We start from the raw sequence: 13,428 nt of genomic DNA, 5'->3' as shown, positions 1-13,428 counted from the left end.
ATGAAAATCGCATTCCTGACACCAGAATATCCGCATGCCAAAACCGGTAATGCAGGCGGTATTGGTACAAGCATTAAAACTTTGGCGAAGGCTTTGGTTGGTGATGGAAATGAAGTTACCATACTGGTTTACGGGCAAAAAAAAGATGATCAATTTATCGATGACGGCATCACGATCCGGCAAATAAAAAACATAAAAATCAAAGGGTTTTCGTGGTTTTTTACACGAATGAAAATCAGGAAAATCATTAACAGACTTTATTCGAGTGGCGAAATTGATTTGGCCGAAGCGCCTGACCTAGACCGGAATCACATCATTCATCAATACAAAATGCCCAATAATCATTAGGCTTCACGGCTCTGATACTTATTTCTGCCACCTTGAAAAAAGACCGGTAAAAGCAATAAATCGTTTGCACGAAAAAAAAGCATTACAAAATGCTGATGCAATCGTTTCTGTGAGCCAATTCACCGCTGATTTGACCAATAAACTATTTGATTTGCAACGCGATATTGCCGTAATTCCGAATGCCGTTGATGCCAATCAGTTCAATGGCAAGCCTTCATTTGAAAACAATACAATATTATATTTTGGCAGTTTGATAAGAAAAAAAGGACTTTTGGAATTGCCGCTGATTTTTAATGAAGTCATACGCACAAATCCTGCGACAAAATTGATTTTAGTCGGCAAAGATGTACCTGATATATTTTCCGGCGAAAAATCTACGTGGGAAATGATGCAACCATTATTCACGCCTGAAGCGCTCAAAAATGTAAACTACAAAGGTGCTGTTCCTTTTGAAGAAGTAAGCGATTATATCGAAAAAGCGGCAATTTGCGTTTTTCCATCGTTTGCCGAAGCATTGCCCGTTTCATGGATCGAAGCCATGGCGATGCGAAAAGCAATCGTCGCTTCCAACATCGGTTGGGCAAAAGAACTGATTACAGACGGAGCCGAAGGTTTTTTAGCCAATCCTGAAAATCACAAAGACTTTGCCCTAAAAATAAAAACGCTTTTAGATAATCCTGAATTAATGACTACTTTTGGAAATTCAGCACGGAAAAAAGTCGAAACTGAATTTGCAACCCAGGTAATTTTGAAAAAAAATATCAGGTGCTACCAAAAAATTACAAACCGAAATGACCCCTGAATTTAAAGAATTTACTACCAAAACCGGCGAAATTATCTATTATGCCGGAAGCCCTGATTTAGCAAAATTGGAGCAATTGTCTCAGGGCGCGGGCGATATCTGGCACAGTTCTTTTGAGCAGGGATATAAAAATGCATTTCCTGAATTAGTATATCAAACAGCGGTGATGTTCTGGTATTTAAATGATTTTGACAATCTCGATGAATGCGTGAGCTGGCGCATCAACCCGAAACAGTTTGCCGTCAGGAAACCGGTTTGGGAAGCGACAAAAGGCTTTGACGCCGATTTCAAAAATCAGCAGATGCAGGCACTTGATTTCGGTTTCCGCACCATCCGGTATTCAGGCGTTGTTCCATTATATGTAAAAAATCTTTTTGACGATAATACACCCGAAAAAATTGCAATTTCGGACAATGACCGCTATGTTTTCTTTCGCAAAAACTTTAAGATAAGGCATTCGGTTTTTATGATTTACCGCAAGGGAATTTTCATGACTTCTGAATGGAAAGCTTTCTTTTACGCCAAGAATAATTTCATTCAAAGAAGAAATAATGAAGTGGTGCCGCCACGAAAAATAAATCCAATTACAGGAAATCCAACCATCAGTTATATCATTCCGACGATGTCGCGCCAGGATTATGCCTTGCAGTTGCTGGGCGATTTGGCCAATCAGGATTATCCCGTAAGCGAAGTAATCGTGGTAGACGCGACGCCTGAAGCAACACGGGATGAAAATGCGTACTCGCAAAAATCTTGTCCGTTCGAACTAAAAGTAATCTGGCAGCAATCAAAAGGAAGTTGCCGCGCCAGAAACGAAGCCATCGATTTGTGCAAAGGCGATTATGTGATTTTTGGCGATGATGACATCCGGATTTTGCCTGATTTTGTCAGAAAACACTTAGAATTACTGCAAACTTACAATGCCGGCGCCGCCAACGGAATCGACATCAGGGCCAACACCACCAACAGGATTTGAATGATTTGCAAAACCGATTGGATATTTTACCAAAAGAGCAAAAAATAGTGGGCTGCGCACAAATGTTCAGCAATGCCAATTCCTGTGTAAAGCGCGAATTTGTTGAGAAATTAATCGGCAACGATGTTAATTTTGACGGTGGTTACGGAGAAGACAGCGATTTTGGCATGGAACTCACAAAAGCTGGCGTTACGGTACTGAACAATCCATTTGCGGCGAATCTTCATCTGAAACCGCCTTCCGGAGGCTATCGCGCATGGGGTCTACAGGCAAAAATCACTGGAAAAAAACGAAAAAAACAGCCGTGGGAACTCGACACGCCGGTAAAACGGATTAAGCCCGTTCCGAGTCCGACCGTGATGTACGGCATCATCAAGCAATTCACGCCGCAACAACTTATTGAATACAAGCACAAGCATTTCAGCTATTATTTATTCGACGGCAGTAAAGTCGGATTTTTCTACAGGCTGCTGCGGATTCCGTATAAAAATCTGCAGTTCCGGAAATCGGTTTTTTACGCCCGAAAATTAATGGCGATGGACCGCGATATAAATAATTGTTTTATGAAATTTTCACTGATCATCTGCACTTACAAACGGCCTGAAGCGTTGCTTCGGTTGCTTTTTCGGTAAAAGAGCAATCCATTTATCCCGATGAAATTTTAATCATCGACGGATCGCATGATGATAAAACGGAAAAAATCTTATCAGAAAATCAGTTTGAGAACCTGCAGTATTTTTTGGTGCCGCCGGAACATCGCGGACTTACAAAACAACGTAATTACGGCATCGAAAGAGTTTCAAAAACATCAGAAATCGTATGTTTTTTAGACGACGACACGGTTTTAGAAACCAATTATTTTGAAGAAATTATCAAAGCATACCAAATTTATCCTGAAGCCCTGGGCGTTGGAGGCTACATCATTGAAGACGCCACCGGTTACGAATTTATTGGTGAAAATTACAGGCCAAAAATCAATGAATTCTATTTCGATGGCTGGAAAAGACCCGATGGAAGCCGTTTTGTTGCAAGGAAAAAATTTAAGCTCGACAGCGATCAACCGCCTGGGTTTTCAACTGCTTTTTCTCACGGGCGAAGCGTTGGTTTCTTACCGCCAAGCGGAAAAATTTACGAAGCCGAACAATTGATGGGCGGCGTTTCTTCGTTCAGGAAGAAAGTTTTTGAAACCATTCGTTTTTCGACTTATTTTGAAGGATACGGTTTGTATGAAGATGCTGATTTTTCAATACGTTTGGCCAAAACCGGAAAATTATACCTCAATACCGCGGCAAGATTGCACCATTATCACGACGATTCGGGGCGGCCAAACCAATACAAATACGGGAAAATGGTCGTGAGGAACGGCTGGTATGTCTGGCGCGTGAAAAACCCGAATCCGATTTTAACGCAAGACTGAAATGGAATTTGATTACGATTTTATTGACAATAATCAGATTTAGCAATACATTTACGACAACAAGAAAAAAAGAAGCGCTTACCGAGGCAATCGGCCGCACTTCCGGATGGCTGGGATTATTGTTCAGCAAACCTAAATAAAATGAAAACGACCGAAGAAATCATAGCCACGAACCAAAAGCAGAAGGATTTTTACAATCATTTCAAGCAAAATCGGGCAACAAAGATATGGGCGAAATTCCGCAACGGATTGTTGAATAAAATCCGCAAAAACATCGGAATACAAGACCAGGCTTATCTGAAGCATAAAGAATGGTTCGGTGATTTATCGAATAAAAAAGTGCTCGACTTGGGCTGCTATGCCGGGAATTACTGGTCGATTTATCTGGCCGAAAATGCCAAAGAATATCTCGGAATTGACCTGAGCGATGTAGCAATCGGCAAATTTAACGAGAGACTGAAACCTTACCCGAATGCAAAAGCGGAAGCTGTCGATTTTCTTTCATCTGAATTTACGGAAAAAGACTACGACCTCATTTATGCTTACGGCGTTTTGCATCATTTTGAAAATACGGCAATATTAATTGACAAACTCAATGAAAAACTGGCGCCGGGAGGCAGCATCATCAGCTACGATCCGTTGCAGACAAGCCTTCCGATAAAAATCATTCGTACCATCTACCGCCCTTTTCAATCGGATGCAGATTGGGAGTGGCCGTTTTCCAAAAAAACATATTACCAGTTTTCCAAAGCTTTCAACGTAATCGAAAGGCATGGCTTGCTGGGAAAATCAAAATGGATTGCATTTGTGAACCTGTTGCCGGTTTCTGACAAAAGAAAAGTGAAATCGGCCAAAAATGGCACCAACAGGATTGGGAGCAATCGCAAAATTCTGACAGCGCGATGTTCAGTTGCATGCATTTGACCATGTTAATGACAAAGAAAGCATGACGAATATTTATACAAACTGCAAGGTTTGCAGCGGCAATACGCAATTAATCAACCAGAAATATAATTTACTGCAATGTGGCAAGTGCCGCCTGATTTTTTGCGGTACGATTTATTCACAGCAGGAATTTATTGAGGTTTACGATGCACTATACAATCGCGAAAATGCGATTTACAGTAACCATTCGAAGGTAGAATATCAAATGCTGCTCGAAAATAAGAAGATAAAAATCGGTTACAACCGGTCGAGGCTTATCAGTAAAAATGTCCTGAATGGCAAATGCCGGTCGGTTTTAGAAATCGGCAGCGGCATCGGACTCATCGGATGTTACCTTGTGGCCTATGATAAGAAAATCAATTACCTCGGCATTGAAATCGACAAGGAATCTTACGAGAAATCACGGCAATTTAATCTTAATACATTGAACGGCGATTTCACTTTGATGGAGACGATTGATGCTGAATTCGACGTCGTCATGCTTTGGGAAGTTTTCGAACATCTTCAGGATTTGAAATTATTTATGCAATTGGCTTTCAAAAAGCTCAGTCCGGGCGGAAAAATCATATTGTCTGTGCCTAATTACAATAAGATTTTCAATTATCCGGACAGGCCAAAAGATGAGATTTACCAGGACAAGCCGCCCGTTCACCTGAATTTTTTAACACCGGAGAATATTACCAATATTTTCATTCAACAAGGTTTTACCAATCCGGTTGCGTCGGTTAAAAAATTCCCTTACATCAATTTTAAAAGCATTCGTTTTTATACAGACTTCATCAAAGGAATTTTCAATAAATACAACGGCTCGACAATTTACTTTGAAGCGCAGAAGCCATTTTAGCACTTAAAAGCAAGTATGAAAACAATCCTGATAGCCCATAATTACAGCGAAATTTCATTTGCAGCGATGAGCTATCACCTTGCAGGTTTCCTGGCAGAAAAAGGGCATCAGGTAATTTTTATTTCACATAAACCCTATTTCGAAAAGCCTGAAATTATCGACAAAGGCGCAGGAAATATCACTGTAATGTCATGGCCTACAATTAACCGTCCGACTTCTCTCAAAGACTTTTTATGGTATGTGAAAATCTGGTTTCGATACAAACCATACGCAGTTATAGGGCATTTCGTTGGCAGTAACATTACAATCTCGGTATCGAAACTGCTGTCGTTAGGAAAAGTGAAGACGTTCGAATATTACCATACGCTTTCTGCACAGCTTTCCGCCGATAACAAGAATTCTGGTTTAAGGCAGCAACTTTCTTTTTTCCGGAAGAAGTTTTTTTACAAATCATTTTGTGATTATATGATTTGTCCGTCAGATTCGGCAAAATCAGATTTAGAAGCACATTTTGGCATCCGCGATGGCATCGTAATCTTAAACCCGATTTCAGATCGATTTACAGAAAAAGCAACAGTTCCGGGCGATAATATTATCATTTCGTATTTAGGAAGGCTCGATCCGTCGAAAGGCGTAAGCGATATGATTAAGGCTTTTTTGATGTACAAATCGGAAAATCCGCAAACGAAGATTAATCTCAGAATTGCCGGCAATGGCGCTGAACTTTCAGATATCAAAGCGTTGATTTCGAATAATAGTGCTATAAATTACTGTGGCAGCCTGGCTTACGATGAAGTAGATGATTTTCTCAATAGTTCCCATTTCACGATCATTCCGTCCAAATTCGATAATCTTCCTACAGTCGGCCTTGAATCGATGATGAACCAGACAGCTTTGCTGATTTCAAATGCAACAGGTTTGACAAATTATCTTGCCGATGGAAAAGAATGTTTTAAATTTGAGGCAACGCCAACTGCGATGAAAGCGATGTTTGAAAGGGTTGAATACAATTTCGAAAAACACGCAGCAATGGGAATTGACGCAAGGAATACATTTTTAAGGCTGTTCAGCACAGAAGAATATTGTAAGAATTTTTATGAAATCATAGCTTAACGCTGCCCGCTTCATATGAAAATATCAATCGTATCACCGGTTTATAAAGCCGAAAAAATCATTCCGACACTGGTTGAACGTATTCAGAAATCAGTCGCGCAACTTACCGCCGATTACGAAATCATCCTAGTGGAAGATGGCGGCCTGATAACTCATGGCAGGTTATTGAAAGTATTGCAAAGGCAAATCCGAAAGTAAAAGGCATAAAACTAAGCCGCAATTTCGGGCAGCATCCGGCGATTATGGCCGGACTTTCTGAGGCAAAAGGCGATTGGATTGTCGTAATGGATTGTGATTTGCAGGCCAGCCCGAAGAAATCGAAAAATTATACCGCAAGGCCATGGAAGGCCATGATGTGGTTTTTGCCAGGCGCAAGAACAGGCAGGATTCTTTCTTTAAAAGGCTTTCCTCAAAAATATTTTCAAAAATATTCAATTTTTTTGCGGGCATTCAGCTTGACAGCGAGATTGCCAATTTCGGTATTTACAGTAAAAAAGTGATTGCGACGGTGTTAAGTATCGGCGATTACATTAAATCATTTCCATTGTTCGTTTATTTTTCGGGATTCAGCACCACATCTGTAGAAGTGCAGCATGCCTCGCGCGAAAGCGGCGCTTCGTCTTACAATTTACGAAAGCTGACTTCACTCGCATTTAACGTCATCGTTTCCTACTCGAACAAACCTTTGAAAATTTTCGTTAAATTTGGAATGATAATCTCATTGCTTTCATTTATTGGCGGGATTATCAATATCGGACTGTATTTTCAGGGAAAAATCAAGGTTTCGGGATACAGTTCCATCATTATTTCAATCTGGCTGCTTTCCGGTATCATCATTACCGTAATCGGCGTGGTCGGAATTTACGTCGGAAAAGTTTTCGAACAAACCAAAAACAGGCCTGCTTTCATAATCGATAAAATAACGCCTAATGACAATCAGCAAATATAACATCACTTTGCACCGACTGGCACCAAGCACCTTGAGTTGGTGAGGAGCTGGAGAAATTCAGATTATGTCAACAGCCGCATGTTTGAAACCGGCTACATCACAGCGGAAATGCAACAGAAATGGTTCGGATCAATCAACAACGGCAACAATTATTATTTCGTATCGGAGCATAACGGCGAATATACCGGATTGATGCACATTAAAAATATCAGCGATAATGCCGGTGAAGGCGGGATATTTCTGGCTTCCGACAAATTTGAGAATACCGATGTTGTGGCGCGGATGGTACTTTGCTTCAATGATTTTGCTTTTGATGATTTAAAAATCGGGCGCATCTATTCAAAAGTAAAAGCCGACAATAAAAAAGCCATATCTTCGAGCAAAGCACAAGGATGTGTGGTAGATGAGGAGAAAAGCACCGATGATATCGTTCATTTCAATCTCAACCGCGAAAATTATATACATAAAACCGCCAAAATAAAATTAATTTTAAGCAAGCAAAATGGATAAAGACGCATTTTTAAAGGGTTTTCAGGAACAATTCGACAATGACCCTGAAAGCATATCTTTTGAAACCAAATATAAAGACCTCGATGAATGGAGTTCGATGATGGCGCTGATCATCATTGCTTTTGTTGACGAGAGCTATGAAGTGCCGCTAACCGGAGATGATTTCAAATCGGCAACAACCGTCGGAGAACTGGCCGATATCGTTGCCCAAAAAATTGAATAATGGCATTTCTTAAAGCCGAAAATATACACATCAGGGGAATTGCCGCCTGCGTTCCCGAAAAAATCGCTAAAATCAGCGATCTGGAACTTTTTTCTGAAAAAGAAGCGCAGCAATTCACCACTAATACCGGAATTCGCCAGCGCCGCATTGCAGATGCAGATACTTGTGCCTCTGATTTGTGTTATCAGGCTGCAGAAAAAATACTGGCAAAACTGCAATGGGAAAAGAGCGAGGTGGAACTGCTTATTTTCGTATCGCAAACGCCCGATTACATACTTCCTGCAACGTCTAATTTACTGCAATCGCGATTGCGACTTTCAAAAGATTGTTTCTGTCTCGACATCAATCTTGGGTGCTCGGGTTATTTATACGGCCTTACAGTGGTTTCAAACCTGATGCAAAACAACGGCTTTAAAAAGGGATTGCTGTTGGTTGGCGATACTATCAGTTCTTATGCTTCGGCCTACGACAAAAGTGTATTCCCGCTTTTTGGTGACGCCGGTACGGCAACGGCACTTGAATATGACGCTGATAAATATTCAAAATGGACATTCATCACAGGAAGTGACGGCAGCGGCGAAAACGCCATAAAAATCAACGCCGGCGGTGCCCGAAACAGGATTGGCGAAGACGCATTGCAATACATCCAAATCGATCCGCTTCAAGCCGAAACAGGAAAACGACGCGCTGTCGATTTAAGCCTGAATGGCATCGAAGTATTTAATTTTGCCATAAAAGCCGCGCCTGAATTGATTAAAAAACTTTTAGAATATACCGAAACAGCGATCGAAGATATCGATTATGCTTTTTTGCACCAGGCGAATTGGTTCCTTAACGAAACAATCAGGAAAAAAATCAAGATGGCACCGGAAAAAGTCCCTTATTCGATACAGGATTTCGGAAATACCAATGGCGCTTCGATTCCGCTTACGATTGTCAAAAAAATGGAAGAAGAATCCATTTCAGAAAGCAAAAAAATCCTCATGTCAGGTTTTGGCGTCGGATTGTCGTGGGGTGCTGCGCTGCTGAACTTAGAGCCGCCATTCGCAACAGATTTAAGCATTTACCATGAATGAAAAAAATGCTTTGATACCACCACGATTGTATTGCGATGCTGCATCACAAGAGGCAGAATTTGAAAAAATATTTTCAGCGAACTGGTTTTTTGCGGCAATGGAATCGGATGTGGCGGATAATAATGCATTCCTGACACTCGAAATTTTCGGCTATCCGGTTGTAATACAGAATTTCGGCGGAAAGATTCGCGCATTTGAAAATATTTGCCCGCACCGCTTCAACAAAATCCAGACCGATACAAAAGGCATCCGACCATTCAGTTGCAAATACCACAACTGGTCTTTTGATAAAGATGGAAATGTAAGGACATTGCCTTTAAAATCTGCATTTGATACGGAATCAGATGAATTTAAATGCCTGAAAGTTAAAAGCTTAAAGATTGAACAAGTGGGAAAATTTTTGTTTATCTCTTTAAACGAAAATGTTGCGCCACTTTCAGAATATCTGGGAAAATTTTACCCGAAATTGCAGGAACTCAGTGAAGTTTTTGACAATAACTTTTATTTTGACGACGATTTGCAGCAGGTAAACTGGAAAATCATTGTTGAGAACGTAGTTGAAGCTTACCACTGTCCGGCCATACACCAGGAAACGCTGTTTGGAATGGGATTCTGCAGCATTCCCGAAGCGAATCAGGAATATGACAACGGCCATTCTGTTGCCGATTATCCCAAAAATGAAGACAAGCCTTTAGAAAAAGTTCTAAAATATCTCGAAAACAGGAAATTGTCGCATGAAACCTTCCGGCATTTTTTTATTTTTCCCAATTTGTTGATTTCTTCTACTGAAGGCACTACCATTTATGTTGGCAATATCCTTCCGGTTGCTGCGGACGCGTCGGTTTTGAGAAAACGATTTTTTGCACCGGCTTTTAAAGAGAATTTCACTCCGGTGAAAGCCATCCACAATGCATTCCTCGAAATGGCAAAAACGTCAATCAACCAGATTTTGGCAGAAGATAAAGCGGTTTTGGAGCGGATACAAAAAAACATGCCGTTTGTGAAAGCCACTTATTTTCTGGGCAATGAAGAAAGGCGGATTTCAGATTTTCACCATCACTATTTAAAGATAATCAATGGATAATTTTATAAATTTTTCAGGCAAAACCTTCCTTGTAACTGGCGGAACTTCAGGTATAGGCCTTGAAATCTGCAGGCACATTGCTGGTTTCGGCGGCAACCTGATTGTAACAGGAAGGAATGAAGAGAAACTCAAGGCGCTTGAAAATGAGCTTGGAAAACAAATTAATTTCACGTCAATAATTTTTGATCTCGAAGACCTGACAAACATCGATGATGTTGTAAAGCAGATAGAAAATCCTGTAGACGGCGTTATACATTCTGCCGGAATGGTGCAGTTGCAGCCGGTTAAATTCCTTAATGCCGGACTTATGGAAAAAATCCGTACCGTCAATTATGATGCTATTGTACTAATGCTTTCTAAGTTATTGAAGCAGAAAAAAATCAATAATTCGGCCTCAATTATTTTCATCACTTCTATTGCCGCAGCTATCGGAATGAAAGGCAATTTGCATTATTCGTCAGCCAAATCGGCATTGAGTGCTGCAGCGAGAGTTTTTGCATCGGAATTGGCGGTGCAGCAAATCCGTGTCAACTGCATTGCACCTGGACAGGTGAGAACGCCGATGACCGATGAGATTGGTGCTGCTCTTGGAGATGAAACAATGGCGATTGATGAAAAAAAATATCCTCTGGGATATGGAAAACCTGAAGACGTAGCCAATCTTGCTGTTTTTCTGTTGTCGGATAAAAGCCGCTGGATCACCGGAACAACCATAGTAATCGACGGTGGAAGATCTCATATAATGAATTAAATTTATACATCAGGTACAAATCAATTTAGCATGATTCCATTCAATAAACCCTACATGACCGGTAAAGAATTGCCTTATATTGAAGATGCGGTCAAAAGAGGCAAGATTTCCGGTAACGGATTTTATACCCAAAAATGCCATGGTTTTTTTGAAACAAAATACGGATTCAAAAAATGCCTGCTGACGACTTCCTGTACAGATGCCCTTGAAATGGCGGCAATCTTAATTGGTATACAACCGGGTGATGAGGTAATCATGCCATCGTATACATTTGTTTCTACCGCAAATGCATTCGTGCTTCGCGGGGCCAAAATTGTTTTTGCCGACAGTAGAAAAGACCATCCCGGAATCGATGAAGACAGAATCGAGGCATTAATTACAGCTAATACCAAAGCAATAGTTCCCGTGCATTATGCCGGAATCGCCTGCGATATGGATAAAATCATGCAGTTGGCTGCAAAACATAATATATTCGTAATCGAAGACGCCGCGCAGGCCATCGACAGTTATTTTACCGGAACCGACGGCATAAAAAAGCCATTAGGTTCAATCGGTCATCTTGCGGCTTTCTCATTCCATGAAACCAAAAACATCATTTCAGGGGAAGGCGGAATGCTTGCCATAAACGATGCGCAATTTATCGCAAGAGCGGAAATCATCTGGGAAAAAGGCACGAACCGCTCGGCATTTTTCCGCGGGGAAGTTGACAAATACAATTGGGTTGATATTGGCTCAAGTTTTCTTCCGTCAGAAATTATTGCTGCATTTTTGTGGGCACAGCTTGAAAATATGGAGGATATCCAGCAAAAAAGGCAATCGCTTTGGAAAACCTATAAGGATGCATTGCAGATTTGGGCTAAAGAAAATGATATTCAATTACCGGTAATTCCGGATTTTGCCACAAATAATGCGCACATGTTCTACATCGTCTGCAAAAACGAAACACAGCGCCAGTCTATCATTGACAATTTTAAAAAGCATGATATACTTGCAGTTTTTCATTATATAAGCCTTCATGAAAGCAGTTTTTATGCCGCCAGTCATGACGGCCGGATTTTATCCGAATCTGATCGCTATACCGAAAATTTGCTCAGGCTTCCATTATTTTATGAACTCAATGTCAACAATGTAATTGCTGCTTTATGAAAGAAATATTTGCAAAATATAGTAAAGTATTACAGTTGATTTTCAGGTTTTCGGCCTTGTTGTACATTCTCGTTTCATATTCGTTTTTTTATTTCCATAACCCCGAAGCAAGCGGCGACGAATGGCTCTTTATAAGTGATTTGTCATTCATCAATACACATGGATGGATTGCTGCCATTGAGAAGAATATTTCCATTCCGCATATGCTGGTTGCCTGGCCTTTCTCGTTTTTCCTGAAGGAATATGTCGCGCTGAGACTCGTGAATTTCCTGCTGGCTTTGTGCCTTATCGGGTATTTTTACAAAATTGCAAAAATCAGGTCATTGGATTTTTATGCCTGCCTTTTTTTCTTCCTGGCAACATCTGCGGTATTTACAATCGGCACTAACGACACGCTATTTTTCGTCAGCCTGATAATTTTCGCTTCGGAAGTGTATTTTTTTCTCGAAAATAAAAAGATGAACAACGAAATACTGGCGTTTTCCGCACTCGTAACAGCATTTTTCACCAGACAGGTTTTTCTGCCGTATTTGCCGATGGTGCTATTGGCTTTCGCATTTTTATACAAGGAAGGATTTGTTTTTTTCAATCGAAAAAAAATCATTCCGCTATTGTTGTGCTGCTTTTTTTTACTGCTGAATATTCCCTGCCTTCAAAAAAACGGAAAACTTTCTTACGACGATAAACAACCGCCGGCCGGGTTTAGCGTAAACTGGAAGCAAAGGCAATACCTGGCGCAATTGATGGTTAATAAAGGCGAAATCAGGAATTTCAGTCACCCGAGTTGGGAAGAAACACAGGCTTATGTCGATAAGAATGGCCCGGATTCCCTGCCAGACTCAATTATCGGAAGCATTTTATTTAATCCGAAAGCAACGGTAATCGAATTTTTCAAAGACTTTTATTATTCACTGTTCTTCGGCTTCAGGCAATTGGGAATGATGCTCGTCTTTCCGTTATTATTGTTGCTGTACAATTTATGGAAGAATAAATGGCTTAATCCCGAAATGTTTGTTCCTTATTCGCTTTTGGCCATGATTTCAGTATTCTCGCTGATTGTTTTCTCTTACATCGAGCCGCGCTGGCTCATTGCAGTTTTTGTGATGGCGATCGTATTTTACAACAAGAAACAAACCGACGGTACTTTGGATTACCGGATTGCCTTGCTCAATTATCTCATCCTGACCGGATTTTCATTTATGGGAATGTATGGTATTTTGACGCAATTGCCTTAAAATCAAACT

At 40.7% G+C, this 13,428-nt stretch carries 17 protein-coding genes and 1 pseudogene; all 18 read left to right on the top strand.

What is annotated here, in order from left to right:
• The 18 genes and pseudogenes from ACSLFW_RS20020 to ACSLFW_RS19935 all read left to right on the top strand — a co-directional run bounded on the left by ACSLFW_RS20020 (position 1) and on the right by ACSLFW_RS19935 (position 13,419).
• The gene (locus ACSLFW_RS20020) at positions 1 to 348 is read left to right on the top strand and encodes a glycogen/starch synthase (protein ID WP_436557222.1); all 348 of its coding nucleotides are present in this window, start codon (positions 1 to 3) and stop codon (positions 346 to 348) included.
• Positions 308 to 1,150: a glycosyltransferase family 4 protein gene (locus ACSLFW_RS20015; RefSeq protein ID WP_436557500.1), complete on the top strand. Its 843-nt coding sequence runs from the start codon at positions 308 to 310 to the stop codon at positions 1,148 to 1,150. Before ACSLFW_RS20020 ends, ACSLFW_RS20015 begins: the two co-directional genes overlap by 41 nt.
• Positions 1,140 to 2,126: a glycosyltransferase family 2 protein gene (locus tag ACSLFW_RS20010; RefSeq protein ID WP_436557221.1), complete on the top strand. Its 987-nt coding sequence runs from the start codon at positions 1,140 to 1,142 to the stop codon at positions 2,124 to 2,126. Before ACSLFW_RS20015 ends, ACSLFW_RS20010 begins: the two co-directional genes overlap by 11 nt.
• Positions 2,127 to 2,173: 47 nt before the next feature.
• Positions 2,174 to 2,758 carry a glycosyltransferase family 2 protein gene (locus ACSLFW_RS20005; RefSeq protein WP_436557220.1) on the top strand — a complete coding sequence of 195 codons (585 nt, stop codon included), beginning with the start codon at positions 2,174 to 2,176 and terminating at the stop codon, positions 2,756 to 2,758.
• A gap of 11 nt (positions 2,759 to 2,769) precedes the next feature.
• Entirely contained in the window at positions 2,770 to 3,543 is a 774-nt protein-coding gene (locus ACSLFW_RS20000; RefSeq protein WP_436557499.1) for a glycosyltransferase family 2 protein, read from the top strand.
• 141 nt (positions 3,544 to 3,684) lie between these two features.
• Positions 3,685 to 4,467: a class I SAM-dependent methyltransferase gene (locus ACSLFW_RS19995; RefSeq protein WP_436557219.1), complete on the top strand. Its 783-nt coding sequence runs from the start codon at positions 3,685 to 3,687 to the stop codon at positions 4,465 to 4,467.
• A 22-nt stretch (positions 4,468 to 4,489) separates the two neighbouring features.
• Positions 4,490 to 5,332, top strand: a complete 843-nt coding sequence (locus ACSLFW_RS19990) for a class I SAM-dependent methyltransferase (RefSeq protein WP_436557218.1) — start codon at positions 4,490 to 4,492, stop codon at positions 5,330 to 5,332.
• Between the two features lie 15 nt (positions 5,333 to 5,347).
• Positions 5,348 to 6,445 (top strand): glycosyltransferase family 4 protein, encoded by a 1,098-nt coding sequence (locus ACSLFW_RS19985; RefSeq protein ID WP_436557217.1) that lies wholly within the window; start codon positions 5,348 to 5,350, stop codon positions 6,443 to 6,445.
• Between the two features lie 15 nt (positions 6,446 to 6,460).
• Positions 6,461 to 6,643, top strand: coding sequence for a hypothetical protein (locus ACSLFW_RS19980; protein WP_436557216.1), 183 nt, complete (start codon positions 6,461 to 6,463; stop codon positions 6,641 to 6,643).
• Positions 6,610 to 6,702 (top strand): annotated as a pseudogene (locus ACSLFW_RS19975) (glycosyltransferase); the annotation flags it as partial. The gene ACSLFW_RS19980 and the pseudogene ACSLFW_RS19975, both read left to right, overlap by 34 nt.
• An 83-nt stretch (positions 6,703 to 6,785) precedes the next feature.
• Positions 6,786 to 7,394 carry a hypothetical protein gene (locus ACSLFW_RS19970; protein ID WP_436557215.1) on the top strand — a complete coding sequence of 203 codons (609 nt, stop codon included), beginning with the start codon at positions 6,786 to 6,788 and terminating at the stop codon, positions 7,392 to 7,394.
• A 39-nt stretch (positions 7,395 to 7,433) separates the two neighbouring features.
• On the top strand, positions 7,434 to 7,904 hold the full coding sequence (locus ACSLFW_RS19965) for a GNAT family N-acetyltransferase (protein WP_436557214.1): 471 nt from the start codon (positions 7,434 to 7,436) through the stop codon (positions 7,902 to 7,904).
• Positions 7,897 to 8,127 (top strand): acyl carrier protein, encoded by a 231-nt coding sequence (locus ACSLFW_RS19960; protein ID WP_436557213.1) that lies wholly within the window; start codon positions 7,897 to 7,899, stop codon positions 8,125 to 8,127. Before ACSLFW_RS19965 ends, ACSLFW_RS19960 begins: the two co-directional genes overlap by 8 nt.
• Entirely contained in the window at positions 8,127 to 9,203 is a 1,077-nt protein-coding gene (locus tag ACSLFW_RS19955) for a ketoacyl-ACP synthase III (protein ID WP_436557212.1), read from the top strand. The genes ACSLFW_RS19960 and ACSLFW_RS19955 overlap by 1 nt, the downstream gene beginning before the upstream one ends.
• Complete coding sequence (locus tag ACSLFW_RS19950) at positions 9,196 to 10,287, top strand: aromatic ring-hydroxylating oxygenase subunit alpha (protein WP_436557211.1); 1,092 nt, start codon at positions 9,196 to 9,198, stop codon at positions 10,285 to 10,287. The genes ACSLFW_RS19955 and ACSLFW_RS19950 overlap by 8 nt, the downstream gene beginning before the upstream one ends.
• A complete protein-coding gene (locus tag ACSLFW_RS19945; protein WP_436557210.1) occupies positions 10,280 to 11,038 on the top strand; it encodes an SDR family NAD(P)-dependent oxidoreductase in 759 nt (252 codons plus the stop codon). The genes ACSLFW_RS19950 and ACSLFW_RS19945 overlap by 8 nt, the downstream gene beginning before the upstream one ends.
• A 30-nt stretch (positions 11,039 to 11,068) precedes the next feature.
• Complete coding sequence (gene rffA, locus ACSLFW_RS19940; protein ID WP_436557209.1) at positions 11,069 to 12,184, top strand: dTDP-4-amino-4,6-dideoxygalactose transaminase; 1,116 nt, start codon at positions 11,069 to 11,071, stop codon at positions 12,182 to 12,184.
• A complete protein-coding gene (locus ACSLFW_RS19935; RefSeq protein ID WP_436557208.1) occupies positions 12,181 to 13,419 on the top strand; it encodes a hypothetical protein in 1,239 nt (412 codons plus the stop codon). The genes rffA and ACSLFW_RS19935 overlap by 4 nt, the downstream gene beginning before the upstream one ends.
• The last annotated feature ends 9 nt before the right edge of the window (positions 13,420 to 13,428 follow it).

Origin of the sequence: Flavobacterium sp. 3HN19-14 (assembly GCF_051373205.1) — a bacterium.
Lineage (GTDB): Bacteria > Bacteroidota > Bacteroidia > Flavobacteriales > Flavobacteriaceae > Flavobacterium.
Note: the sequence above shows the minus strand (reverse complement) of the source record. Positions and strands in the feature narration are given on the sequence as shown.

What these genes read in the sequence shown, in the direction of transcription:
- ACSLFW_RS19945 (WP_436557210.1), top strand. Translation starts at nt 10,280, where the DNA reads ATGGATAATTTTATAAATTTTTCAGGCAAAACCTTCCTTGTAACTGGC.
- ACSLFW_RS20010 (WP_436557221.1), top strand. Translation starts at nt 1,140, where the DNA reads ATGACCCCTGAATTTAAAGAATTTACTACCAAAACCGGCGAAATTATC.
- ACSLFW_RS19985 (WP_436557217.1), top strand. Translation starts at nt 5,348, where the DNA reads ATGAAAACAATCCTGATAGCCCATAATTACAGCGAAATTTCATTTGCA.
- ACSLFW_RS19990 (WP_436557218.1), top strand. Translation starts at nt 4,490, where the DNA reads ATGACGAATATTTATACAAACTGCAAGGTTTGCAGCGGCAATACGCAA.
- ACSLFW_RS19995 (WP_436557219.1), top strand. Translation starts at nt 3,685, where the DNA reads ATGAAAACGACCGAAGAAATCATAGCCACGAACCAAAAGCAGAAGGAT.
- ACSLFW_RS19955 (WP_436557212.1), top strand. Translation starts at nt 8,127, where the DNA reads ATGGCATTTCTTAAAGCCGAAAATATACACATCAGGGGAATTGCCGCC.
- rffA (WP_436557209.1), top strand. Translation starts at nt 11,069, where the DNA reads ATGATTCCATTCAATAAACCCTACATGACCGGTAAAGAATTGCCTTAT.
- ACSLFW_RS19980 (WP_436557216.1), top strand. Translation starts at nt 6,461, where the DNA reads ATGAAAATATCAATCGTATCACCGGTTTATAAAGCCGAAAAAATCATT.
- ACSLFW_RS19935 (WP_436557208.1), top strand. Translation starts at nt 12,181, where the DNA reads ATGAAAGAAATATTTGCAAAATATAGTAAAGTATTACAGTTGATTTTC.
- ACSLFW_RS19950 (WP_436557211.1), top strand. Translation starts at nt 9,196, where the DNA reads ATGAATGAAAAAAATGCTTTGATACCACCACGATTGTATTGCGATGCT.
- ACSLFW_RS20020 (WP_436557222.1), top strand. Translation starts at nt 1, where the DNA reads ATGAAAATCGCATTCCTGACACCAGAATATCCGCATGCCAAAACCGGT.
- ACSLFW_RS19970 (WP_436557215.1), top strand. Translation starts at nt 6,786, where the DNA reads ATGGAAGGCCATGATGTGGTTTTTGCCAGGCGCAAGAACAGGCAGGAT.
- ACSLFW_RS19960 (WP_436557213.1), top strand. Translation starts at nt 7,897, where the DNA reads ATGGATAAAGACGCATTTTTAAAGGGTTTTCAGGAACAATTCGACAAT.